Source organism: Rhodococcus sp. NPDC127593 (assembly GCF_042671975.1).
GTDB lineage: Bacteria > Actinomycetota > Actinomycetes > Mycobacteriales > Mycobacteriaceae > Rhodococcus_F.
In genome coordinates, this window is sequence record NZ_JBHXWI010000050.1 from 45,473 (window position 1) to 69,395 (window position 23,923).

The window sequence follows — 23,923 nt, forward strand, 5'->3', positions numbered from 1 at the left end:
ATCAGTTTCGGTAGTCCGCAGGCGGTCCGTCGAGGATCACTGTCTTGGTCTCCAAGTACTGACGCAGACCCTCGGTGCCACCCTCACGTCCGACTCCGGACTGCTTGAAGCCACCGAACGCGATACCGAAGTCCATCCGCAGCGCGTTGTGTCCTACTGTGCCGGAACGCATTTCACGGGCAACGGCACGGGCACGGTCGACGTCCTCGGTGAACACGGACGCGTTGAGCCCGAAGATCGTATCGTTGGCGATTCGTACGGCGTCGGCTTCGTCGGTGGCGGGGATGACGCTGAGGACCGGACCGAAGATCTCCTCGCGGGCGATCGTGTGGCTGTTGTCGACGTCTGCGAACACGGTCGGCTCGACGTAATAGCCGCGGTCCAGGTGAGCGGGTCGCCCTCCCCCGGTGACCAACCTGGCGCCCTCGGACTTGCCCTTCGCGATGTAGCCCTCGACCCGGGCGCGCTGACGCTCGCTGACGAGTGGACCCATCTGCGTATCGGCGTGGTACGGATCGCCCACCACCACTCCGGCGAAGGAGGATGCGAGGCTTTCGACCAGTTCGTCGTAGCGCGACCGGACGACGACGATGCGCGTCAGCGACGAGCACACCTGGCCGGCCAGCATGCACTCCGCGGCCGCGAGGGTGGCGCCCGCTGTGGCGATGTCGGCGTCGTCGAGTACGACGGCAGCGGACTTTCCACCGAGCTCGAGGCTGTACCTACCGATACGGTCGCCGAGCAGCGACGCGATGCGTCGTCCGGCCACGGTGGAACCAGTGAACGAGATCTTGTCGACGCGAGGATCGGTCACGAGCATCTCGGACACTTCCCGGTCGGCAGCGACGACGTTGAGGACGCCTGCGGGAAGTCCGATCTCCTCGGCGATCTCTGCTGCCATGAGACCCTCGGCCGGAGCCTCGGGTGACGACTTCAGGATGATGGTGCAGCCGGAGATCAACGCGGGTGCGATCTTGTGGCTGATAGACCCGACCGGACCGTTCCACGGAATGATGGCACCGACGACGCCCACGGGTTCACGAACCAGGAGCCCGAATTCGCCGCCCGCGGTGGGTTGAACCTGCTCTTCGAAGGGGAAGGTGTCGGCGAGAGAACCGTAGTACTCGTATTCGAGCGCCGCGCGCTCGGTGAATCGTCCGGCGAGCGAGTCGAGAGCGCCTGCCTCGCGAGGGTAGAAGTGCCGGATGCTGTCGACACGCGCACGCCACGCGTTCGCGAATGCACGCAAGTACTCGGCGCGAGCTGCGTGTGTCATCCGCGGCCAGGGTCCGTCGTCGAATGCGGTGCGCGCGGCTGCAATTGCTCGATCCATATCGGCAGGCTGCGCCTCTGCGACGGAAAGGCACAGTTCACCCGTCGTCGAATCCATGACGTCGATGGTCGACGAGCTCGATGCCGCCACCCATTCACCGCCGATGAAGAACCGATCCGCATGTCGCAGAGTCGGCGTCGTGATATCGATCGAGGTCATAGTGGTTCCTTCTCTAGACGATCCGAGGTGATCGACGGACTGCAGCTGCGCGCCACGTCACAGACGTTCACCGTTCGAGTGTGCTCCAGGTTACATAACGTGTCAATACCTTGTCTGTCCAGTCCTTGACAGTGATTGGCCGGCGGCCATACTGTCGATCGACTCGGATGTGGTTTCCGCCACGCACGGCCATGGGCCGATACTGGCGGCATCCTGCACGACGATGTGCCCGACGCAGCAGAAGAGAAGGAAACGCCGATGACGGATTCGCGGTACGCCTCGTTCACCACCTTGAAAGTTGCCGTCGAAGGACGGGTGGTCACCGCGACGGTCGACAACCCTCCCCTGAACATGATCACCCTCGGACTGCTGGACGACCTGGACCGGTTCACCCGTGAAGCGGCCGAGGATCCCGACACCGTCGTGGTGGTGATCAAGAGCGCCGACCCCGACATCTTCATCACGCACAACGAGTTCGCAAACCTCTACAAGCTTCAGCCGCAAGAACTTCCGAAGTCCGCCGACGAGGTGGAGCTGAACCGCATGCACCACATCTGCGAGCGACTGCGCACCATGGACAAGGTGACGATTGCACAGGTCGAGGGGCGCGCCGCAGGCGGCGGCGCGGCGATCGTCATGGCGTGCGACATGAAGTTCGGCGCGCTCGGAAAGGCCGTGTTCAACACGATGTCCGTTCCGCTGGGCGCCGTGCCCGGAGGAGGCGCATCGCAGTACATGCCTCGTCTCATCGGCCGATCCCGCGCCCTCGAGCTCATCCTGGGGGGATTGGATCTCGACGCCGCCACCGCCGAACGCTGGGGATACCTGAACCGGGCGCTGGCTCCCGAGGACATCGACGCGTTCGTCGCCTCGACGGCGGCGCGTATCGCGTCCTGCCCACCCGACGCGGTCCGCCTCACGAAAGAGGCGGTCACCATGTCCGACGGACCCATCGAGCAAGGACTGCGCGAGGAGAACTACCGGTTCCGCTTGTTGATGGCGTCGGAAGAATCGCTCACCGCGATTCGTACCTTCCTCGAGGTCGGCGGAGAAACACGCGACGGTGAAACACGCATGGAAGCGCTTCTCGGCGACGTCCTCGCCCACGAAAACTGATATCGATTGCAAGCGAAGGGTATTGACATGGCCAGACTAGAAGGCAAGATCGCATTCGTCACTGGTGCCGGCGGAGGAATCGGTCGGGCGATCTGCGAGCGCTTCCTCGCCGAGGGCGCCTCGCTGGCCGCTACGGACATCGACCTCGCAGCCGCACAGGAGTCGATCTCGAGTGCAGCCGAGGGCAAGGCCATTGCGCTCCGCTGCGACGCAGGCGACAGCGACAGCGTCCGCGAGCAGATCGAAGCGACAGTGAAAGCCTTCGGCTCGCTCAACGTCCTGTGCAACGTCGCAGGCGGATCGTCGAGCCGCGACGCCATCGTCACCGAAGCGCCAGAGGAGGAGTTCTGGCGCGTCATCAGACTGGATCTGTTCGGACCGTTCGTCTCCTGCAAGCACGGCCTTCCCAAATTGATCGAGGCGGGCGGCGGATCGGTCATCAACATGACGTCGATGGGTGCGCTCATGGCGCTGCCGGATCGCGATTGCTACACCTCGGCCAAGGGAGGCGTCGCCGCTCTGACGCGCTCGATGGCGGCCGGGTACGCGGAGCACGGCATCCGTGTCAACGCGATCGCACCGGGCATGACGCTGACCCCGCGGGTTCAGGGCCGTGCGCGAGACCCGAAGGTGCAGGCTCTGTCCGACCGGCACCTGCTGGGTCCCGCATCCCCGGTCGACATCGCGCACATGGCCGTTTACTTGGCGTCCGAAGAATCCCGAGTCGTCACCGGACAGGTGTTGTCCGTGGACAGCGGCGTCACCATTCACTGACAGCGACTGAACAAAGAACTGCCGCAACACCCGAAGGTGTTGCGGCAGTTGTTGTTTTATCTGGTCCGAGGACCGAGGTCAGTCGCCGACCTTGAGGACTACGCGACCGGTGACATCGTTCGCCAGCAGTTCCTTGACGGCGTCGTGCACCTCGGTCAGGGGGCGGGTGTTGTAGATGGCACCGAGGTCCGCCGGACGCAGATCGGTGGCCATCCGCTCCCACACGCGAACGCGAAGCGCTTCGTCGAAGTGTGCACTGGTGACGCCGAGAATGTTGACGCCGCGCAGGATGAACGGAATGACTGTCGTGGACAGTGTGTTTCCGGCTGCGTTACCGAACGAGGCGATGCTGCCGCCTGGCTTGGTCGTCGCGAGCAGCCACGCCAGCGGTTGCCCACCGACGGCGTCGACGGCGCCCGCCCACCGAGCGGTTTCCAGCGGCCGGATCTTCGTGGTGTCGGGACGATCCTCCACCGAGGAGGCGCCCATCTTCTTCAGGATGTCGTGCGTCTCCGGACTCCCGGAGATCGCAACGACCTCGTGACCGAGTCCGGCGAGCATGGCGACGGCCAGCAAGCCCGAGCCGCCACTGGCTCCGGTCACGGCAACCGGGCCCTGTCCCGGAGCCAGACCACTCTGCTCGAGACGGTGTACGGCAATCGCGGCCGTCAGTCCCGCAGTACCGAAGGCCATTGCTTCTTCGGTCGTCATCGAATCCTCGAGATGGATCGGCCAGTCGCCGGGAACCCGGAGGTACTCGGCCCATCCGCCGTCGTGCTGCTCCGACAGTCCGTAGCCGGTGACGACGACGCGGTCGCCAGGCTTGTGGCGCGGGTCCGCGGACTCGACGACGACACCTGCGGCGTCGATTCCCAGCGTCAAGGGGAAGCGGCGCACGACGCGGCCGACGCCGGTAGCGGCCAGCGCGTCCTTGTAGTTCAGACCGGAGTACTCGACCTTGATGAGTACGTCACCCGGCGAGCTTTCGTCTTCGAGCGAACCGTCGACCCACTGCACGTCGGCCCCGGTCTCCTTGTCTTCGCCGAACGAACGCAACGAGCGCCCTTGTCCCTCATTCGCCACAGTATTTCCCTTCGTCGAATTTCACACCGGCGCCTGATGAGTCTCGGCGTAACCGGCCCTGTCGATCATGCTGTCCGCACCAACAAGCATTCGGATGTCAGCGGCCGCCATAATCGCGTCCGCCTGTGCGCTGGTCGTCGAATCGGTATGCGCGCACATCACCTCGGTGACGCTGCCCGTCGAACAACCGATGCACCTCTATATAACGTGTTCTGCGACACTTTGTCAAGCACTTGACAGTCCAGGACGCGCGATTGCCCGCCCCAGAATCGGTCAGCTTGCGGGTTCCTGGGGAAACACGGTGGTGACGATTTCCGCGACCTCCCCGTGGGGATTTCGCCATGCATGCTTGCTGCCCGGCAGTACGAAGCAGTCCCCGCGTTGGAGTTCCACCTCCCCCGTTTCGAGCACGAGGTGCGCGGTACCGGCGATCACAGTGGCCACGTAGACCACATCCGACGCCACCAGCTCGAGGTCGGTGGACGTCGTTTCCGGTGGAATCGTGAACAGTCGAACCGACAAACCGGCCTGCGGAAGATCAGAATCGACCTCACCCACCCGTCGACCGTCATCGCCGATACGTGCCGGCACCACCTCTTGCCGCCAAATTTACTGAATCACAGCGCCGTTGGGTCTAACGGTCCGTTCCTCGGTCTGCTCGTTGGACACGACGGCGGACTTACCGTCCGCATCCTGACCCAGCATTACTCGGCGCAGCGCGCCGGGTTCCGACTGATTACCCATCGATCACCCTTCTGCTTGTGATGCTGATCGACATCGGGTCTCGATCAGCGAACGAAGACAAGGGACGCTGCGGAATCGAACCCGCAGCGCCCCTTGCCGGACGATCATGAAACACGCCGTCGCGGATCAGACGGTGAGGTCGTTACCCCTGGTCTCCTTGAGGAGCAGGATGCACACCAGGCTCACGAGACAGAAAGCGGCGAGAACCACGCCGAAGGCGAAGCCACCATATGCCGCGGTGACGGCAGCCGCGATCAGCGGCGGAATTGCTCCACCGATCATGTTGCCCAAGTTGTAGCTCAACCCGGCGGCGGTGTAGCGGTACCGGGTCTGGAACAGCTCGGACATGTAGGCGCCGAGCGGCCCGCAGGCGACGCCCGAGATGAACATCGTGACAAAGACGCCGACGCCGAATGCAGTGCGACCACCCAGATCGAGCAGCGGGAACAGTACCAGCGACCAGGCGACGGCGAGCGATGCTCCGACAATGATGACCGGGCGACGACCGATCCGGTCGGACCAGATAGCGGCGAGCACGATGCCTGCGGTGATGGCGGCGCCTGCGATACAACCCATGGCGAGCACGAAGTTCGTCTGCAGATCCAGTTCCCTGCGTCCGTAGTTCATCAGGTACGACGAGCCGATGTAAGTGAAGGACGGCACACAGATGACCATGCCTGCGGCGAGGAACAGCTCTCGCGGCTGACTCTTGAGGGCCTCGAGGAACGGAAGCTTCGTAACACCTTCGCGCTTGACCTGCGTCCGGAACACCGGAGTCTCTTCGATCTTCAGCCGGATGAACAGTCCGAGTGCGACCAACAGGAGGCTGCCGATGAACGGGATCCGCCATCCGAAGCTCACGAACTGTTCTTCGCTCATCGACAGCCCGGTGACGAGGAATGTCAGGTTGCCGAGCGTCAATGCGATGCCGCCACCGAGGGACGGCGCCATGCTCCAGAAACCACGTTTGCCCACCGGGGCGTTTTCGGACGTGAACAGCGCGGCTCCCGCCCATTCACCGCCGGCGGCCAAGCCCTGCAGAATTCGCAGGAGTACCAACAGAATCGGCGCGGCAACACCGATCGTGGCCGCGGTCGGCATCAGACCAACGAGAACCGTCGCGATTCCCATCACGAGCAGCGTGGTGATGAGGGTTTTCTTACGGCCGAGCTTGTCGCCGAAGTGTCCGAACAAGATGGCACCCAGAGGCCGGAAGAAGAAGGCAACGCCGAGTGTCGCGAAGGATGCGACGGTTCCGGCGGCAGCACCGAGCGCCGGGAAGAAAACCTGCGGGAACACCAGCGCCGCAGCGGTGCCGTAGATGAAGAAGTCGTAGAACTCGATCGTGGTGCCTGCGACGCTCGCGATCGAGATCTTGCGCATCGCAGCCGGGTCTGCATGCGCGACGGCAACCCCGTGGCCCCCGGGTGGGGCCTCGTCGATGAGGTTTTCGTTCGAACTGGACATGTGGTTCTCCTGTGGTGTCTGCGGTGCTCAGGGCAGCCGGAGCGCATCTGTCGGCCATCGTGGCGACGCGCCTCGCATCAGACGGTCGATGTGCCTGTCATTACAGTATGACGCGCATCACCATGCTGTCAACTTCCTGACAGGTAACCTCCTGACAACAGCGTGTGTTGCGTCTGACCTGCGTCGATCCCCCCTTCTCGGCCGTCTGCCTACCTGCTCTTCCGCTGACTCGCGGCGTAGGCCGACACAGCGACCAACATGATCACCCCGTAGATGACCTGGCGAGCAGGATCGGGGATGCCGAGCAGTGGTGCGATGTTGTCGAGCAGCGACAGCAGGAATGCACCGAGCAACGCGCCGGCAAACGATCCACGGCCACCGCTGAGAACGGCGCCGCCCAGGAAGCAGGCCGCGAAGCACGGCAGTGCGAAACTGGCACCGACCGCGTTGGAACCGACGCCCGCTTGCGAGGCAAGGAAGATGCCTCCCACGACTGCGCCTCCCGCGCAGAACATCAGTGCCCCGGCCTTTATCTTCGAGACCTGAACACCGACACGCGCGCTCGACTCGGCGTTGAACCCCACTGCGCGAATGGCCAGTCCGGACGGCGACCGATGTAGCCACACCTCGAGCAGCACGACGATCACGACGACGACGATGAACGCTGTCGGTACAAAACCGATTCCGAGACTGAAGATCTCTGCCAGCTCGGGCGCGATGAGCCCGGCCGGTTCCGGTCGCAGTACCACGGCGATACCTTGCACGATTCCCAGCGTCGCGATCGTTGCCACGATTGCGTTGACCTTCAACACCCCGACGACGATGGCATTGAACCCGCCCACCAGAACAGCGACGAGAACGAACATCACGAGGCTGAGCAGAAGAGAACTGGGACCGAACTGGGTCAACGTCATCGATGCAACGACCACCGTGAGACTCATCGTCGAGCCGACCGATATGTCGAAACCGCCCGGCAGCAAGGCGAATTGTTGTCCAATCGCAACACAGGTCAGCGGTAGGCACAGCAGCAGAAGGTTGGACAGGTTTTCACCCGTCCAGAAGATGGGAGATTGGAACCCTGCATACAGAGCGACCACAGCGATGAAGAACACAAGAGCAACGATCGACACACTCGACGTCGTCCGCGCTCGCAACCGCGAGAAGAAGGACCCCGATGTGGGACCGCTTTCTTGATCCTTGTCCACATCGACCGCACCGACGAATCCCCGGACGATGTCCGCCTCGGAGATCGTTCCCATCAATTCTTCGACGACCGCGCCCCGCGACATCACGTAGACGCGGTCGCACAGACCCGCGAGCTCGGAAGAATCCGACGAGTTGACCAGGACGCCGATTCCACTCTCGGCAGCCTCGCTCAGCATGTCGTAGATGTCCACGCGTGCACGTGCGTCGACACCCTGAGTGGGCTCGTCGACCACGAGAACTTTGGGGCGACGCAGTGCTGGGCGTGCGAGGATCGCCTTCTGCTGATTTCCGCCGGACAGGGCGCCGATCGGTTGATGCGGCGATGCCGCCACGATTCCCAAGCTGCTCGACACACGCGCGAACGCCGCCTGCAGCCGTTTGGCGGTCGCCAGACCGGCGGGGCCGGACTCGGCACCGTACTGCGCCGTGCTGTTGTCCATGACGGACAAAGCCCCGAACATGGACTCCCCCGCCCGGTCTCCACTCTGGAAGCTGATTCCGGACTGCAGGGCGCTCGACGGGTTGTCGGTCTTCACCGCGGCGCCATCGATCTCGACCGACCCGCCTCGACGCCCGACACCGATCAAACCCCGCAGGAATGCTCGCTGGCCGTTACCCTCCGCACCCGCGACACCGACGATCTCACCGGCAGCAACGGAGATCGACACCGGCCCGAAACCGTCACCGGTGAGGTTGTCCACCTTCAACGACGTCGGGCCGTTCGAGACACGGTTGCGGGTGGGGAACTCGAGATCGGTGGGGGCTCCCACCATGAGCTCGACGATCCGGTCGACGTCCCAGTCCTTGGTGTCGTGCGTTCCCTGAATCTCCCCGTCGCGGATGACCGTGAGCCGATAGACCAACCGCCGGACCTCTTCGAGTCGGTGGCTCACGTAAACGATGGCCACCCCCTCGTCGCGAGTACGGCGAATGAGGTCTTCGAGCTTGGACGCGAATCGCATGTCCAACGCTGCGGTCGGTTCGTCGAGCATCAGAACCGCGGGCTTGTGGCACATCGCTCTGGCGACCTCGAGCAGCTGACGCGCACCCGGACCGAGCGCCTGTACCTTGTCCGTCGGCCCGAAGGGTAGATCGAAATCCGACAGAAGTGCCGAAACATCATCGGGGCGACGCAAACCCAACGCGGTGAACGACAGCGCCACATTGTCGGCCACGGACAGCTCGGTGACCAACGACGTATCCTGATACGCCGTCATCAATCCGAGCCGCCGCGCCCGCCCGGTGCCTCTGCCGCGGAGCTCGGACCCCCCGATGGTCACCGTTCCCGAGTCCGGAACCAACACGCCCGAGGCGACCTTGATGAGAGTCGACTTACCCGAGCCGTTCTCCCCGACGAGAGCGTGGACTTCACCGGGTCGGGTGTCGAAGTGCACATCACCGAGCGCACGTACACCCGGAAACGTCTTGGTGACGTTCTGCAGAACCACAGCCCCGTCGAGTACCGACGTCGACGTGGCCGTGTTCTCTCTGGCCGTCGTGCTCACGTGCGGTTCCTTCCGTTCATTGCTGTCACTCGTGACATCGAAGCCGGGGTTACGATCATCAGCCCGCAGCCAATGCGGTGGTCATTTGCTCGACTGAGAGCAGTCCGCCGACCGGTGCGTTGGCAGGGGTGCCTTCCACATTCAGCGGTAGCACACTGTCCACCGTCACGACGGGCTGCGCGACGGTCACGGCGGACGAGACATCCTGTCCCGCCAGCGACTTCAGTGCTGCAGTGACGCCGATGCGTCCGTACCAGACCTGACTGTTCACCAGGTAGCCCTGTGGGTTCAGGTTCGCAGCCTTGGCATCCTCGAACGTGTTGAGCCAGGCGTAGTTCACCGCACCCCCACTGAGAACCCAGGGCGGGGTGATTCGCTGGTCGATGTACGGCTTGACGAAGTCTTCCGGCGAGTAGTCGTAGGCGATAGCGGCCGGATTACGACCCGATGCGATGAGAGCACTCGCGGCCTGCGCGGTCCCCTGCGGAGTCCACTCGGTCAGACCACTTTCTGCTTGCGTCCAACCGCGGCCGGTCAGCGCGCTGTCGAGGCACGGCTGCCAGACCGCTGCGTTCGGGTTGCCGGCGATACCGGTGTATATGGCGTAGCTATGTCCGTCGGTGACGTTGTCGGCCAACTGATTTCCGGCATCGCCCCAGGCGCCGCACAGATCGGGCTCGAACACGGACGTGACAAGTTCCGACACGTTCTCGGGGACGGGGTTTCCGGCCTCGATGACCGCGATTCCTGCCTGCTGGGCCTGCTGCAGTGCGGGCACGATGGAAGCCGCGTAGTTGGAGTTGATGACGATGGCGTCGACCCGCTGCGCAATGAGACTGCGCAGGTTGGCGTTGACCGCGCTCACACTGTTGTTGGCGTTGCTGTAGATGATCGTCTTCACGGCCGGATAGGCGATGGCCTGCGCAGTGAATTCGGCTCGGTAGATGTTTCGGTACGCGTTGGTGGTGTCGTTGGCGAACGCGACCGTCAACGATCCCCGTCCCGTGTCGCAGGAAGTCTGCGCCAGGCACGTCGTCAGCAGATCCTGCTGCTCCGGAGTAGGCGGCACGGCTGCGACCTCCAGTGTCTCGCGAACCGTCGGATCGAGGGATTCCGGATCGACGTCTGCTAGAAATGCATTCCGGATCGTAGTGGCCAACTGCTCGGGCGTCGCGGTCGCCGACGGACCGTCTGCTGCGCTGGCGTCGGCTCCGCTCTCGGCCGCGCTCGAACCGGTCGTGCTCGAGCATGCAACGAGTGAGCCGCACGCGACTGCCACCGCAAGCACCGCGGCAACCCGGCGGGGGGATACGAATCTCGGACGGGTGATGGTTGTCACCATGATCGGTTCTCCTGTGTGTCTGGGTCTGGTACGAGATTCAGCCGCGTGCGGCGAGAAGAGCGTCGGGCTTCGGCCGCCGAATGAACCGAACGCCTCGGGATGTCCCACTCGCCGACAACCTGGCAATGGTCAGGGCGGACACGGCGATGACGAGTGCGGATCCTTGGACGACGTCGCGCCAACCGGCCGACAATCCCCTGACTGCGAGAGCCTGGTCCAGCAGTTCGAGGAAGCCTGCGGCGGCCACGAGGCTGGCCACGCTCGCCGGCCCTCCGGCAAAGGTCGCGCCGGCGATGGCCAGCGCGATGATGGTCGTCAGCTGGTACGGGCTACCGATCGACGCGTCCGGGGTACCGACGAAGCCCGCAAGCATGACGCCGGCCGCGCCGTAGAACAGTCCGGCGGCCGCGAAGGTCGTCAGATCGACTGCGTGCGTTCTGATTCCGAGCATCTTCGCGGCCCTGCGATTGGTACCGACCGAAACGACCTGGCGTCCGGCCCGCGTCTTCCGGAGAACTGCCGAGAGTGCGACTGCGAGCACGACGGCAAGAATCAGGCAGGCACTGATGCCCAGCGGTGCCCGGTCGGCGAAACGCTGGAGACTCTCGGGCGCGGCACCGGAGACGGAGAACGACACACCGGTCCACAAACCGATACCGCCGGCGATTATGCCGTTCGTCGCGATGGTCACGATCAACGCGTTCAGGCCCAGGACCGAGATCAAAAAACCGTTCGCGACACTCAGCAGTACCGTGATGCCGAGCGCTGCAATGATCGTCAGAACCATGCTGCTGTTTCCCGGTGCCGCGTAGTGCACGACCACTCCCGCACCCACGGCAACGATGGAGGGTACGGACAAGTCGATAGCCCCGACCATGACGATCAGAAGTTGCCCGAGCGAAGCCAGGAGCAAGATGCCGGTGAGAGCAGTCACCAAACGTATGGACGGTCCGCTGAACGCGGTAGGCGCAACGACCGCGACACCGACGACCAGAACTGCCAGAGCGATCCAACTGGCCAGATACTTTGCAGGCCAGCGGTATTTGATGTCCGAAAGCAAGGAACCGCCCGGAGAGCCGGTCGCGCGACCGGTGTCGTTCTTCAGCACTGACGACCTCATTCGTTTCGGTGAATGTTCACGTGGAATTCCGGCGGTCGTTCGTCACGCCGGTGACGTACGAAATTCGGGGTGCAATCCGGGCGGGGATCACCCCGGCGCTCACGGAAATGGCAGGTCGATACCGACTCTGCAGACAGCGCGGTCGGCCCGAGCGTGACTGTGTGCCACGTCTGGGCCGACCGCGAAACTCATGTATTCGATGGTGCCGCTGTCCCCGGTGGTCACCGGGGCCAGGTGGTCACCGGGGCCAGGTGGTCACCGAGGCCAGGTGGTCACCGGGGACAGGTGATCAATTGGCAGCGCCCACCGCATCGGTTTGCTGAGCCGTCACCTTGCTCGAAACACCGGCAGCCAACTGGATTTCCGCGATACGCAGGCTGTCCTCGTGCACATAGGTCGGGAACTTGTCGAATACCTTGACGTCGTGCCAGGGAATGATCCGATCCACGTCGTCACCGACGATGGTCAGCATCTCGTCGGTGGACCGGATGCAGCATTCCTGGTTGCCCTGGCCCAGACCGATCGGGGTGAGCATCCCGTCGTTCTCCGGCCCGGTGAGGTTGTCGTACACGTAGACGACGTCGCCCGGGAAGAGCCACTTGGACCCGTCGGAGTTGGTGAGCACCGCGTACTGCGATCCTGCCGTGTGCGTGTCGTATGCAACCCACACCTCGATGCCCGGAGCAACCTCGGCACCGCCTTCGATCACACGAAGACGCCCGTCACGATCGATTCTGTCGAAGATGTTGGCCGTGTCCGGATCCAAGCCGTTTTGGAGCCATCTCATGCGAGGCGCGGACTCGTACTTCGCGCTGAAGTTTTCGATCTCGCGTTTCTGCACGTAGACCTGCGCGTTGGGGAACAATTCCAATCCGGTGGCGTGATCGAAATGGTGGTGCGTGAGCACGATGGTGTCGACGTCGGCAGGGGTGACGCCGATTCGTCCCAGTACCTCTTCGGGAGACTGCAGGCATTTGATGTCGAAATTCTCGATCATCGTCTGCCCGTAGTCGTTTGCGTAGAAGCCCGCATCCATCATGATCACGCGGTCGTCGCTCTTGAGAACTACGAAGTTGAACGGCAGGACGCGTGAGCCCTCTGCCTTTCCGTAGACCAGAAGATTGTCGGGGTACGAGTCGATCCGCGCGAACTCGAGTGACCAAATTGAGTAATCAGACAACGGAACTGTCCTTCCACAAGCTCGGCGTGTGCGTGCAGTCGAGTAGTCGGCGACTCGGAGGCGACCAGGAGTCGGTGACAACCATCACGCATCGGAAACACTATGACCCACGCAACACCATTGTCAACAGCCAGACAGACTTGAGCTTGTCAGCTTGCCCCGTCTCAGGTCGAGGCGGGTTCAGCGGTCCGCGCTGCGGACCGTGTTCATCAATGTCTGGTCCACTCCCCCGTCGACGAGGATTTCCTGGCCGGTCACGTACCCGGACCGCGGACTCGCCAGCCATACAACGGCGTCGGCGATATCCTGAGGCGTACCGATGCGGTGCAGCGGTACTGCACGTTCGCGCGACGACCTCGACGTCTCGTCGCTGTAGGCGGCCTCGCTCAACGGAGTTCGGATCAAACCGGGTGCCACCGCGTTGCTCCGCACGCCGGAGGGCGCCAACTCCAGCGCCAACTGCCGGTTCAACATCGCGACGGCAGCCTTGCTGGGCGAATATGCACCCATTGCGCCGGCCGGGTTGATGCCGCAGATCGACGACACGTGCACGATGGATCCCGATCCGCGTTCGACCATGGCAGGCCCGAACTCGCGGGCACAAAGCAGGTACCCGCTCAGGTTGACATCGAGGACACGCTGCCAGTCGCCCATGTCGACGTCGAAGAGGGAGCCCCTGCCCACCACCCCGGCGTTGTTGACCAGAATGTCCGCCGGCCCGAACTTCTCGATCAGCGCCCAACCTGCAGCGGCCAGCATCGCCTCGTCGCGGGTGTCACAAGAATATGCAATCGATTCCACGCCAACGGTTTCCTGGATTTCGGTCGCCGTTCGTGCGGCGAGATCGCCGTCGAGGTCAATCACCAGCGTGCGGACTCCGGCGCGAGCCAGCTCCAGGGCGACCCCGCGGCCGATGCCACCGCCTGCTCCGGTAACCACTGCAGTCTTGCCCGCCAGTGCCAACCAGTTCTGTGTCTCGTTGTCCGCCATGGTTGCTTCCCTTCGTCGTGGATGCGGGCCGTCCGTCGACTCCGTCCGAGGTGGAGTCGCAGTTGCGGGACGAATCAACAGATTTCGTCGTCCGGCTCGACGCGGCTCCGGCTGTCCTTACATGTTGTATCAGCATTGACAATCCATACGCCAGAGCAATACTGTCCGGTTGTTCTGTCCCGACGTCGGTCGAGGTCGGGCGCGCGGCCTGCTCCGTAGCTCGCCGCTACGGACCATTCGATCCCGTCGACCGATTCGAAAGGCTAGGCAATGAAACTCACTGCACGTCAACCGACAGCGAAGGCACCGGCTTCCAACTTCACCGGCAACGTGTACGTGGACAATGTCGCACACGGCGACACCCCCACGGCGCTCCGCGTATCCACGGTCCGATTCTCCCCGTGCGCGCGCACCAACTGGCACTGCCACGCCAACGGCCAGACCCTCTACGTCACCGAAGGGGTCGGACGTGTCCAGGCTCGCGGAGGCGAACTGTTGGAGATTCGGCCCGGTGACACGATCTACACCCCGCCGGGCGAATGGCACTGGCACGGTGCCGCGCCGGATCACTTCATGACGCACCTTGCCATCAAGGACTTCCCCGAGGGTCAGACCGGCGCCGACACCACGTGGGGCGAACCGGTGTCCGACGCCGAATACAACGCGATCTGACAGCTCACCCTTCTCGTTCACGACACGACGGAGACCAACAATGCAGCAGATAACAGTGCGATCGAACGTGTCCGCCGCCCTCGGAACGGACGAGAAGCTCGAGACAGTAGCGACGGTGTGCCTGCCGGAGGACTCGTCCGCCGTGAACACCGTCTGTTTCGCGTGGCCGGGCGGTGGATACGGGCGCAGGTACTACACGTTCGACATGCCGGACGATGTCGGCGGTCATGGTCAGGCAGGATGGCACGTTCGACGGGGGTGGGTGTTCGTGGCGGTGGACCACCTCGCCGCGGGAGAGAGCAGCCAACCGCAGTCCCCGGAGAAGCTGACCTACGAGGTTCTCGTCGCGGCCAATCAGGCCACCGTGGAGAACATCTCGGAATTGCTGTCTTCCGGCACGCTGACTGCCGGCTTCGGTCCGGTGTCCGACCCATGCACCATCGGGGTCGGACAATCGCTCGGCGGCGCGGTGCTGGTGTTGCACCAGGGTCAGCGAAAGGCCTTCGACGGGGTCGGTGTGCTCGGCTGGTCCGGCAAGCATTCGTCAGTCTGGATGCCGCCGGGCAGCCCTCACGTCCCGCGCCCCTACATCCCTCGCGGAACCAACGTCGGCGAATTGAGTCACGAGGTCCACACCTCGGCGATGCCCGAAATGGCATTGTGCGCGGACGGATTTCCGTTGTGCACTCCGGGGTTCCACTATGACGACGAGCCTGCCGACATCGTCGCCGTCGACATGATCGACTTCCCGGCGCGGCGCGGCGAGCTACCCGAGTGGGCAAGCGCCACGATTCCGCCGTGCTCGATGACCATGATGTCTCCCGGCGCAGTCGCCCCGGAGGCAGCGTCGATCGATGTCCCGGTGTTCCTGGGCCTGGGCGAACGCGACGCGTGCGCCGACCCGTTCGGTGAACCGAAGTCGTACCCGGCGTCCGCCGACGTCTCCGTGGCCGTTATCCCACGGATGTCGCACATGCACAATTTCGCGCACACCCGTGAGCGCCTCTGGACGCGCCTGCACTCGTGGGCCGAGGGCGTGGCCGAGGCCCGCCGCCTGAACGCGCACTAGCCTGCGGGCTTCGCTCCCCGGTGCCTCCGGGGAGCGAAGCCCGCAGCGCGGTTACGACCGTTGCAACATGCTGTAGGCCGGGGCGTCGGCAGACCGAGCCGGTTCGACCGTGCGCAGTTCGACATCCAGCAACGTCTGCAAGCCGATACTCTTATGGACCAGTTCGCGCTCTTCGAAGTAATCCGTCCCAATCGTCGGATCCGTTTCCAGCCTGGCCAGAGCCGCGTACGAGGCGCGCATGGCTTTCTGCGCCGCGAGGAACGGAGTGAATCCGTCGATCGCAAACTTGTACCCGAGGGCGCCGAGCTCCTCCAGGGACATTCCGATCGAGTCGATTCCGGCCAACATCGCGTAGATCTTGGGGCCGTCCACGCGGGTCCCGATTTCGAAAGCCTCTTCCGGGTGCTTGTGCAAGACGTACTGCACGTCTGCTCCCGCGAGTTTGTACGCCTCCATCCGCCGCAGCGCTTCGTCGATATTGTCGGTCCGACACGCATTGGTCCGCGCGATGATCAAAAAGTCGGGATCGCGTCGCGCAGCCACCGCCTGCTCGATCTTCTGAACCATCAATTCCGTCGGGATGAGATGCTCGATGTCGATGTGGTGATGCGCCCGCCGCGGAACGAGCTGGTCTTCGATCTCGATCGCCCCGAAGCCCGCTGCTTCCGCCATGCCCATCGTGTGGTGAATGTGCATGGGATCCCCCCAGCCACAGGTTCCGTCGAAGATGATGGGCACGTCCGATGCTGCACGAATCTCTATGCCTGCCTGCACCATCGACGTCAGGGAGAGGTTGGCCTCGGTGCCCGTCTTCACGTACCCGAGAGTGCCTCCACCGAGATAGAGCGCCTCGAAGCCTTCTGACTCGGCAATCTTCGCGCTGATCGGATCCAATGCGAGTGGCACCACGACCGCCACTTCACGTTCCATCAGTTCACGTAGTTTGACACCGGCACTCTTCATCGTTTTCTCCTTGTTCGATCGACGCGTCACGCGCCGAGATATGTCGTACAGGTATTTCCGTCCCTACGGATCATGTTCGGCCTGCGACTGTTTGCCAGGTCCGGAACGTCTCGTCGCCGAGGGCGCCGATGATGCGAGGTAGCTGACCCAGGAGCGGAAAGCTCTCTCGCGCTTCGGCTGTGAGGTCTGCAACCAGACCGAGGTCTTTGTGCATGAGCGAGGTCAACCCGTCGAAATCCGAGCGTGATGCGGTCCAACCGGCGTAGATCGTCGTCACGTCGACCGAGGTGGCCGTCAGAAGATTCCGGCCGCTACTGACCTCGAGGACACGTGCAACGTGTCCCGGATCGAGCCCGCGTTCGACAGCCAGACGAAATGCTTCGGCGCCGACGTAGGCATTCAGCACTCCCAGCGCGTTGTTGACGAGCTTGACGGTCTGCGCGTCGCCGACGTCACCGCATCGGAATATGTTGGTGCCCAGATGTTTCAAAACAGGTTCGACCAGGTCGACATCCGCGTCGTCACCACCTACGAAGATGGACAGTGTCCCGGATTCGGCGCCCGTGACCCCACCGCTGATCGGTGCGTCGACCAGCGATGAACCGCGGTCCCCTATTTCCCGCCGGAGCCGTTCGATGTTCTGCGGTCCCACGGTACTCATGATCATGATCCGGGGAGGCCGGTCTCCGAACTTCCCGCCGAGCACGCCTCCGCTCCCGACAGTCACCTCGACTGCCTGCTCGATCGTGGCCACGAGCACGATCACCAGATCGACGGAAGCACACTCTCTCGGGTCGGTCGTGACCGTTGTCGCGTCACCGTCGAAAGACGCCAGCGCCTCCGGACTGCGGTCGCAGACGGACAGCGCGTACCCAGCGGCTGCCAGACGTCGAGCCATGGGCGCACCCATGACTCCGACTCCCAGAACGGCTACCGATTCGATCACGTTCTTCCCTTCGTCGGATGGCGCAGGGTTGTAGGGCCGGTTGAGCATCTACTTTCGGCGCGCCAGGAATAGTTCCGTGGTGACCGGCGTCACGTCCCCTAGTTGTAGACCTCCGGATTCATTTAGTCAAGGGAAGGTCTGTCTTACCGTTGACAATCATGTGTCTCACGTCATACAGTGCTTCGGTGCCGACGATCGTCACACGAATTCGAGTCACATATCGCATGTCTTCCCACTCGCTCACGCGGAGTGCACCGACGCGGGATCGTCACGCGTTTCAATTCTCAACACACTGGATTGCCTGTTGCACAACCCATTCAGACTTATTCCGCCGGATGATCCGGCCAGCAACCCGAGGATGCATTCCTATGGACCCACGAACCCAGCCTGTCGTCACCACAAAGATCGGCGCGAACGTCGACGGCTCGACCGGTAGTCCCAACAGCATGCCGCGGGTTGCCTCGGCAAGCTTCGTCGGCAGCTTGATCGAGTTCTACGACTTCAATATCTACGGTGTCGCCGCAGCCTTGGTGTTCGGGAAGATCTTCTTTCCGGCGTTGGGCCCGGCCGCCGCGACTGTCGCGGCCTTCGCCACACTGGGAGTGGCGTTCGTCGCTCGCCCGGTCGGCAGCATTCTGTTCGGCCATTTCGGCGACAAGCTCGGACGCAAACGAACCCTCGTCATCACATTGATGATGATGGGGTTCGCAACTGTCGCCGTTGGGTTGATGCCCACAGCAGGTCAGATCGGTGTGGCAGCACCCATCCTGCTGGTCGTCCTTCGCATCGTTCAGGGACTCGCGGCGGGCGGCGAGTGGGCCGGTGCCGCGCTGTTCGTCACCGAGAACGCGCCCAAGGGCAAGCGCGGATTCTGGGCCATGTTCGCCTCGCTCGGCGGCGGCTTCGCCCTCACCTTGGCACCTGCGACGTTCTTGCTCACCGGGTTGTTCCTCACCGATGAACAGTTCCTCAGCTTCGGATGGCGAATTCCATTCATCGCGAGCACGGTTCTGATCGCAATCGGCATGTACATCCGCTTGCGTATGGAGGAGACACCGGTCTTCAAGGCGGAGGAACTGCGTAAGGCGACCGCGGACACGACACAGGTAGCCAAGGCGCCGTTCTTCGAAGCGTTCAAGAGCCAGCCGAGAGAGATCATCCTGGCGAGCCTCACCATGATCATTCCACCGTCGTTCGGGTACCTGGGCGCGTCCTACCTGGTGAACTATGGTGCAAACAACCTCGACCTGGGTCGTAACGCCGTGCTGGGGCTGGGTGCACTCGGCGGCGCAGCGCTGACTGCCGGGATCTTTTTCGGCGGCACGTATTCCGACAAGGTGGGTCGGCGGCGGGTGATCGTCGGAGCTGCCTCGGTCGCCGTCGTGTGGGCCCTGGTCCTCTTCCCCATTCTCGACGTCGCGGCCAACTGGACGTTCGCGATCGGAATGGTCGTCACCATGGCTATCGGCGGGGTCGCTCTGGGACCGATGAGCGCCTTCATGTCCGAGCTGTTCGAGACCCGCTATCGTTACACTGCAGCGGGTTTCAGTTATAACGTCGCCCAGATCATCGGCGGTGCAACGGTCCCCCTGCTGGCGGCGTCGATCATCGCGGCGTTCGGCGGTTTCGTATTCGGGCTCATGCTGGCGGCACTGGCCTTGATCAGCCTCGTCAGCGCTCTTGCCCTGCACGAAACCAAAGACCTGGAGATGGACCGACTCTGATCCAACCCGCATCGACCTGGGAGAGCCACCGGTGAAGTCCGCCGGTGGCTCTCACGCGTCAGTGGCTCTCACACGTCAGTGGCTCTCACGCTTCAGTGGCTGTTCCGGTCGGGATGCGGCGAAGCAACACCGTCGCGGCGTCGAGCACGACGTCTCGATCGGTGGACAGACGATAGTCGTACACCCGCGCCCCGTCGGGCGCCTGCCCTCGGTCCACGGCCAGAAGTACGGCCGTGAACATCGGGGCGACGACAATGAGTGACCGTTCGACCGCCAACGGTTCGTACGCATCGAGCGACACCGCACGATACCGTCTCCCCGCCGGCGCGGGTGTTTCCGAGAAGACTGCGGTCAACACGGCCCGGCGCGCCACCTCGTTCAACAGATCCACGCGAGACTGCAGCAACACGGACTGCAACGGCGCGAACTGTGACGACGTGGACTCTGGCATCGGGGAATGTGACTGCGCAGGGGTCGACGGCTCGGTCGCCAGAATCAGCGTCGACGGTCCCACTGCGCCCGCGCTGCGGAGCAGGTCACGTTCCATAGCGTCGAGTAATGTTTGTCCCGCGTGCCTCGGCTTGCCGAGAGCGTGGGTGAGTCCGTACGGGGTGACGGCGGCAGGGGCGCGAACGGTAGGGCCGGTTCTGCCCGCGCGCGACGCATTCGAACTTCGGGGCCGAACGTCGGTAGCGGTGCAGGAGCGCCGTAGAACCAACCCTGGCCCTTGCACCCACGTCGATCGCCGACTGCTCGTGGCGCTCGTTCTCTATCCCCTCGGCCAGGACGAGCGCTCCGGTTCGGCCGGATTCGGCCGCAGCTTGCAGCGACGATCGCTGCCGTCACGGACGTCGACCTCCCCCGAACCAGCCGCATGCCGAGTTTGACGACGTCCGGCCGCAGGTGTGGAAGCAACGCCAGACTGGAGGAGTCCGCTCCCACGTCGTCCACCGCGATTCGCCAGGTGTCGTGCATGCTCGACGGCACGCAACAGACCTGCAGGGTCCCGGAGCAGGTGGCGCTCGGCGATCTCGATGGTGACCGCCAGTCCGTCCGCTCGGCTCGACCAGTCCAGGAAGTTCGGTGGGGGCGGGCGTCGAGAGCGGCCGGTTCGGCGTTGACGAACAATGCCATCGACGTCGGGAAGTGTGCCAGGCGCATCTCGACCGTGCCCGACGCCTCGGCCTGCGGGACACTCGGCCCATACCTGAGCTGATCGCGCATCACACCGCGATCGTCGGCGGTGTCGAAGCGCAGAACTTCGACGCCGCCGAGGCGGCGATGCGCGTCCACCTACGCGCGGTGTTCGCCGACGTCGAGCGTATTCGCGACAAAAGCCCGCATCTGTTCTCGAGCGATGCCGAACGGCCCACCAGACGAGTCGTCTCGAGCGGGTAGCGCAGCACGAAATCCCCGTCGTGATGTGATCGCACTGTCGGAGCCCCATCGAGCTGTGGCGGCGGGGTGACACGACGTCCGTAGGTCGACCAGCTCACGTGCCCAGAAAAACTCCGCCCGCTACGGCCGGCATCAGGTCTTCTCCGAGTTCGTAGAGAAGGGGCACACCGATCGGGACCTCCACTCGGTCGATCTCGCCATCGGGAATTCGATCCAAATGTTTGATCAACGCGCGCAGCGTGTTTCCGTGGGAAACCACGAGAACCGTCCCGTGCGATCGGAGACTTGCAGTGATTTCTTTCCGATAGTACGGAACGACCCGATCGTGAACGTCACACAGGGATTCACTGACCGGCACGGACGCGACGTCTGCATATCGTGGGTCCGATCGTTGGTCGAGCATGGGTCGGCCCGACAGCATCGGCGGCCGTGAGCGGTAACTTCTACGCCACAGTGCGGTTTGGTCGGCGCCGAACTCCGCAACGACCTCGGAACGCTTTCTGCCTTGCAATGCGCCGTAATGCCTCTCGTTGAGACGCCATGAGCGGCGGACAGGAATCCATTGCCGTTGCGCAGCATCAAGACTCAACGCGGCTGTCGCTATTGAGCGCCGTAGCAGCGAGGTGTGAACGGCACCGGGATGAATACCGTTGCAGGCGAGTGATGTTCCCGCGCGCGTTGCTCCTTCGCGCCCGTCGGCGGTCAATCCGACGTCGACCCAGCCAGCGAAGCGGTCGAGTGCGTTCCATTCACTCTGAGCATGTCGCAGGAGGATGAGTCGGCTGTGCATCGGTAGGAGCCCCTACCGATTGACGAACTGAGCTTTCCCCGGACCGTTCTCCATGAACGACTTCATGCCGATCACGCGGTCCTCGGTGTCGAACAGCTCGCAGAACAGGTCCCGCTCGATCTTCAGTCCCGCGTCCAGATCGACGTCCAGGCCACGATCCACTGCAGCCTTGACTGCGGCAAGTGCGCGTCCGGCGCTGACGGTGAATTGTGACGCCCACCGCCGCGCGGCGTCATAGACATCGTCGGGTGCGACCACCTCGTCGACCAAACCGATCTGTAGCGCTTCCTCCGCTCCGACGAAACGACCCGTATAGAGCATGTTCTTGGCTCTTGACGGGCCGATGAGTCGTGCAAGGCGTTGGGTGCCTCCGCCACCAGGAATGACACCGAGCAGAATTTCGGGGACACCGAGCTTGGCGTCGGCGGCCGCAATCCGGTAGTCCGCAGAGAGCGCGATTTCTAGGCCTCCGCCGAGTGCGTAACCGTTGATCGCCGCCACCGTCGGCTTCGGGATCTCGGAGACCGACGCCAAGTCGGATTGGAGATCAGCCGCCACCGTGCTGACCCCGTCGAAATCGAGGTCCGCGAGTTCTTTCACGTCTGCACCCGCCGCGAAGACTTTCCGACTGCCGCAGACGACCACCGCTGCTACGGAAGGGTTCTCGCTCGCTTCGACCACAGCGGCGCGCAACTGCAGCTGCACCTCCCTGTTGAGGGCATTCATCGGCGGACGTGCCAGCCGAATAGTACCGACGCCTTCGAAGATTTCCAGAGAAACGAACTCGGTCATGGTCGAACCGTAGTTCCGTCGTTCTATTTAGTCAACTACCAGACTGACAATAGGTTGACCATGTTATACCCGGGACGAGACCGCAGAACTTTCGACAGTCGTCGACGCGCGAACGCACTGGCGTCGGGTGTATTCGTCGGCACGGCAGCACAGACGACATCGCCCCCGCTCGAGGAACGAGCAGGGGCGATGCAATGAGTCTGTCCCTCACGCGCCGGTCGAAGTCGGCTCCGTCAGGTATTCGGCGTCGGTCACGTGTTCGAGCCAGGTAGTGGTCGATGCCGGGTCGTCAGCGTTGTCGAGCATTGCGAGATGTTCCATGAACGACTCCGGGGATGCACCGTGCCAATGCTCCTCGCCCGGTGGGCAGTAGATCGTTTGGCCCGGATGCGCCTCTACCTTGTCGCCGTTGCGTGTTCCGATCCAGGCAACACCCTGCGTGACATGGAGCGTTTGACCGAGTGCGTGTGAGTGCCACGCCGTACGTGATCCGGGCGCGAACCGCACCTTGGCGACGATCATTCGCTGACCGTCTGCTCTGGGGGATGCGATGGGGTCGAGCCACACATCTCCTGCAAACTGCTCGGGCGGGTTCTTCGTGGTCGGCTTGTCGGAGTCTAGTTGCATAACAGTATCTTTCAGGACTCGGGTATGACGCGGCCAAAATTTTCGCGAGTGATGTCCTCGGGGGCGGGGCCACCCCGGATGCCGGTGTCCAACGCGTCGATGGCGGCAATCTCGTCCGTCGTCAGGTCGAAGTCGAAGACATCGAAGTTCTCTGCAATCCGAGACGGAGTGACCGACTTGGGGATGACCTGACGTCCCTCCTGGATGTGCCAGCGCAGCATGATCTGGGCTGCGGTTTTGTTGTGCGCCTCGGCGATACCGAGAATCGTGGGGTTCTCGAGTGTGGAGCCTTTCGATCCGTCGCGGTAGAAGGTGATACCGCCGATCGGGGACCACGCCTGCGACACGATGCCGTGCTCGCTGTCTGCTGCCAACACTCTGCGCTGACGGAAGTAGGGATGAACTTCGATCTGGTTCACGGCCGGCACCACCGACGTGGCTTCCACGAGCCGAGCGAGATGATCTGCCATGAAGTTGCTGACTCCGATGGCGCGGACCTTGCCGTCGGCCAGCAGGGTCTCCAGAGCTCGATAGGCGTCGAGGGTCAGCTCGAATTCACCAGGCAAAGCCTGGTGGAGAATAAGCAGGTCGATCTGCTCGACGCCGAGCTTGCCTGCACTCTTCTGGTACGAATGCAGCGTCTCGTCGTAGCCGTAGTCAGAGATCCAGACCTTGGTCTCGACGAAAATGTCCGACCGATCGATTCCGGACCGCTCGATGGCCTCTCCCACACCACGCTCGTTGCCGTATGCAGCCGCGGTGTCGATGTGGCGATACCCAATCTCCAAGGCTTTCTCGACAGCGACTGCTGTCTCGTCCGGAGGCGTCTGGAAAACTCCGAATCCGAGAGCCGGAATCACAACGCCGTTGTTCAGTGTCAAGGTAGGTACGTTCATGACTCCAACGGTAGGCCCGGTCGAACT

At 63.3% G+C, this 23,923-nt stretch carries 23 protein-coding genes; 6 read left to right on the forward strand and 17 right to left on the reverse strand.

All coding sequences use genetic code 11. The features are described 5' to 3' along the window. Position 1: 1 nt before the first annotated feature. Positions 2-1,492 (reverse strand): aldehyde dehydrogenase, encoded by a 1,491-nt coding sequence (locus ACFVJ3_RS36060; RefSeq protein ID WP_378456622.1) that lies wholly within the window; start codon positions 1,490-1,492, stop codon positions 2-4. A gap of 258 nt (positions 1,493-1,750) precedes the next feature. Here ACFVJ3_RS36060 and ACFVJ3_RS36065 point away from each other — a divergent pair, with 258 nt between their 5' ends. Together ACFVJ3_RS36065 and ACFVJ3_RS36070 are read left to right on the forward strand one after the other, a co-directional pair. Next, positions 1,751-2,608: an enoyl-CoA hydratase/isomerase family protein gene (locus ACFVJ3_RS36065; protein WP_378456623.1), complete on the forward strand. Its 858-nt coding sequence runs from the start codon at positions 1,751-1,753 to the stop codon at positions 2,606-2,608. Between the two features lie 27 nt (positions 2,609-2,635). Then, positions 2,636-3,382: an SDR family NAD(P)-dependent oxidoreductase gene (locus tag ACFVJ3_RS36070; protein ID WP_378456624.1), complete on the forward strand. Its 747-nt coding sequence runs from the start codon at positions 2,636-2,638 to the stop codon at positions 3,380-3,382. Positions 3,383-3,460: 78 nt separating this feature from the next. On the opposite strand, the gene ACFVJ3_RS36075 is transcribed toward ACFVJ3_RS36070, so the two are convergent. The 9 genes from ACFVJ3_RS36075 to ACFVJ3_RS36115 form a co-directional block, all read right to left on the reverse strand. After that, positions 3,461-4,465, reverse strand: a complete 1,005-nt coding sequence (locus ACFVJ3_RS36075; protein ID WP_378456625.1) for an acryloyl-CoA reductase — start codon at positions 4,463-4,465, stop codon at positions 3,461-3,463. Positions 4,466-4,738: 273 nt separating this feature from the next. Continuing rightward, positions 4,739-5,023, reverse strand: coding sequence for a hypothetical protein (locus ACFVJ3_RS36080; protein WP_378456626.1), 285 nt, complete (start codon positions 5,021-5,023; stop codon positions 4,739-4,741). 51 nt (positions 5,024-5,074) lie between these two features. Next, the gene (locus ACFVJ3_RS36085; RefSeq protein ID WP_378456627.1) at positions 5,075-5,209 is read right to left on the reverse strand and encodes a hypothetical protein; all 135 of its coding nucleotides are present in this window, start codon (positions 5,207-5,209) and stop codon (positions 5,075-5,077) included. 126 nt (positions 5,210-5,335) lie between these two features. Further along, positions 5,336-6,676, reverse strand: a complete 1,341-nt coding sequence (locus ACFVJ3_RS36090) for an MFS transporter (RefSeq protein WP_378456628.1) — start codon at positions 6,674-6,676, stop codon at positions 5,336-5,338. A gap of 209 nt (positions 6,677-6,885) precedes the next feature. Beyond that, on the reverse strand, positions 6,886-9,387 hold the full coding sequence (locus tag ACFVJ3_RS36095; protein WP_378456629.1) for an ATP-binding cassette domain-containing protein: 2,502 nt from the start codon (positions 9,385-9,387) through the stop codon (positions 6,886-6,888). A gap of 58 nt (positions 9,388-9,445) precedes the next feature. Further along, on the reverse strand, positions 9,446-10,729 hold the full coding sequence (locus ACFVJ3_RS36100; RefSeq protein ID WP_378456630.1) for a substrate-binding domain-containing protein: 1,284 nt from the start codon (positions 10,727-10,729) through the stop codon (positions 9,446-9,448). A gap of 37 nt (positions 10,730-10,766) precedes the next feature. Then, the gene (locus ACFVJ3_RS36105) at positions 10,767-11,837 is read right to left on the reverse strand and encodes an ABC transporter permease (RefSeq protein ID WP_378456631.1); all 1,071 of its coding nucleotides are present in this window, start codon (positions 11,835-11,837) and stop codon (positions 10,767-10,769) included. Positions 11,838-12,138: 301 nt separating this feature from the next. Further along, entirely contained in the window at positions 12,139-13,029 is an 891-nt protein-coding gene (locus tag ACFVJ3_RS36110) for an N-acyl homoserine lactonase family protein (protein WP_378456632.1), read from the reverse strand. A gap of 180 nt (positions 13,030-13,209) precedes the next feature. Next, entirely contained in the window at positions 13,210-14,019 is an 810-nt protein-coding gene (locus ACFVJ3_RS36115; RefSeq protein WP_378456633.1) for an SDR family NAD(P)-dependent oxidoreductase, read from the reverse strand. 270 nt (positions 14,020-14,289) lie between these two features. Here ACFVJ3_RS36115 and ACFVJ3_RS36120 point away from each other — a divergent pair, with 270 nt between their 5' ends. Together ACFVJ3_RS36120 and ACFVJ3_RS36125 are read left to right on the forward strand one after the other, a co-directional pair. After that, positions 14,290-14,691, forward strand: a complete 402-nt coding sequence (locus tag ACFVJ3_RS36120; RefSeq protein ID WP_378456634.1) for a cupin domain-containing protein — start codon at positions 14,290-14,292, stop codon at positions 14,689-14,691. A 40-nt stretch (positions 14,692-14,731) separates the two neighbouring features. Continuing rightward, the gene (locus ACFVJ3_RS36125; protein ID WP_378456635.1) at positions 14,732-15,760 is read left to right on the forward strand and encodes an alpha/beta hydrolase; all 1,029 of its coding nucleotides are present in this window, start codon (positions 14,732-14,734) and stop codon (positions 15,758-15,760) included. A gap of 51 nt (positions 15,761-15,811) precedes the next feature. On the opposite strand, the gene ACFVJ3_RS36130 is transcribed toward ACFVJ3_RS36125, so the two are convergent. Both ACFVJ3_RS36130 and ACFVJ3_RS36135 read right to left on the reverse strand, forming a co-directional pair. Then, on the reverse strand, positions 15,812-16,723 hold the full coding sequence (locus ACFVJ3_RS36130; RefSeq protein ID WP_378456636.1) for an oxaloacetate decarboxylase: 912 nt from the start codon (positions 16,721-16,723) through the stop codon (positions 15,812-15,814). 70 nt (positions 16,724-16,793) lie between these two features. After that, a complete protein-coding gene (locus tag ACFVJ3_RS36135; RefSeq protein ID WP_378456637.1) occupies positions 16,794-17,669 on the reverse strand; it encodes an NAD(P)-dependent oxidoreductase in 876 nt (291 codons plus the stop codon). A gap of 368 nt (positions 17,670-18,037) precedes the next feature. Here ACFVJ3_RS36135 and ACFVJ3_RS36140 point away from each other — a divergent pair, with 368 nt between their 5' ends. Next, a complete protein-coding gene (locus ACFVJ3_RS36140; protein ID WP_378456638.1) occupies positions 18,038-19,393 on the forward strand; it encodes an MFS transporter in 1,356 nt (451 codons plus the stop codon). 85 nt (positions 19,394-19,478) lie between these two features. On the opposite strand, the gene ACFVJ3_RS36145 is transcribed toward ACFVJ3_RS36140, so the two are convergent. Then, positions 19,479-19,940, reverse strand: a complete 462-nt coding sequence (locus ACFVJ3_RS36145; protein WP_378456639.1) for a hypothetical protein — start codon at positions 19,938-19,940, stop codon at positions 19,479-19,481. Between the two features lie 536 nt (positions 19,941-20,476). Between ACFVJ3_RS36145 and ACFVJ3_RS36150 the strand changes: the two genes are divergently transcribed. After that, positions 20,477-20,791 carry an FCD domain-containing protein gene (locus ACFVJ3_RS36150; protein ID WP_378456640.1) on the forward strand — a complete coding sequence of 105 codons (315 nt, stop codon included), beginning with the start codon at positions 20,477-20,479 and terminating at the stop codon, positions 20,789-20,791. Between the two features lie 94 nt (positions 20,792-20,885). On the opposite strand, the gene ACFVJ3_RS36155 is transcribed toward ACFVJ3_RS36150, so the two are convergent. From ACFVJ3_RS36155 to ACFVJ3_RS36170, 4 genes are all read right to left on the reverse strand, one after another. Next, the gene (locus ACFVJ3_RS36155; RefSeq protein ID WP_378456641.1) at positions 20,886-21,581 is read right to left on the reverse strand and encodes a 2,3-diphosphoglycerate-dependent phosphoglycerate mutase; all 696 of its coding nucleotides are present in this window, start codon (positions 21,579-21,581) and stop codon (positions 20,886-20,888) included. Positions 21,582-21,593: 12 nt separating this feature from the next. After that, positions 21,594-22,373, reverse strand: coding sequence for an enoyl-CoA hydratase/isomerase family protein (locus ACFVJ3_RS36160; protein ID WP_378456642.1), 780 nt, complete (start codon positions 22,371-22,373; stop codon positions 21,594-21,596). 207 nt (positions 22,374-22,580) lie between these two features. Next, complete coding sequence (locus tag ACFVJ3_RS36165; RefSeq protein ID WP_378456643.1) at positions 22,581-23,000, reverse strand: cupin domain-containing protein; 420 nt, start codon at positions 22,998-23,000, stop codon at positions 22,581-22,583. Positions 23,001-23,011: 11 nt separating this feature from the next. After that, positions 23,012-23,896, reverse strand: coding sequence for an aldo/keto reductase (locus ACFVJ3_RS36170; protein ID WP_378456644.1), 885 nt, complete (start codon positions 23,894-23,896; stop codon positions 23,012-23,014). Positions 23,897-23,923 lie beyond the last annotated feature (27 nt).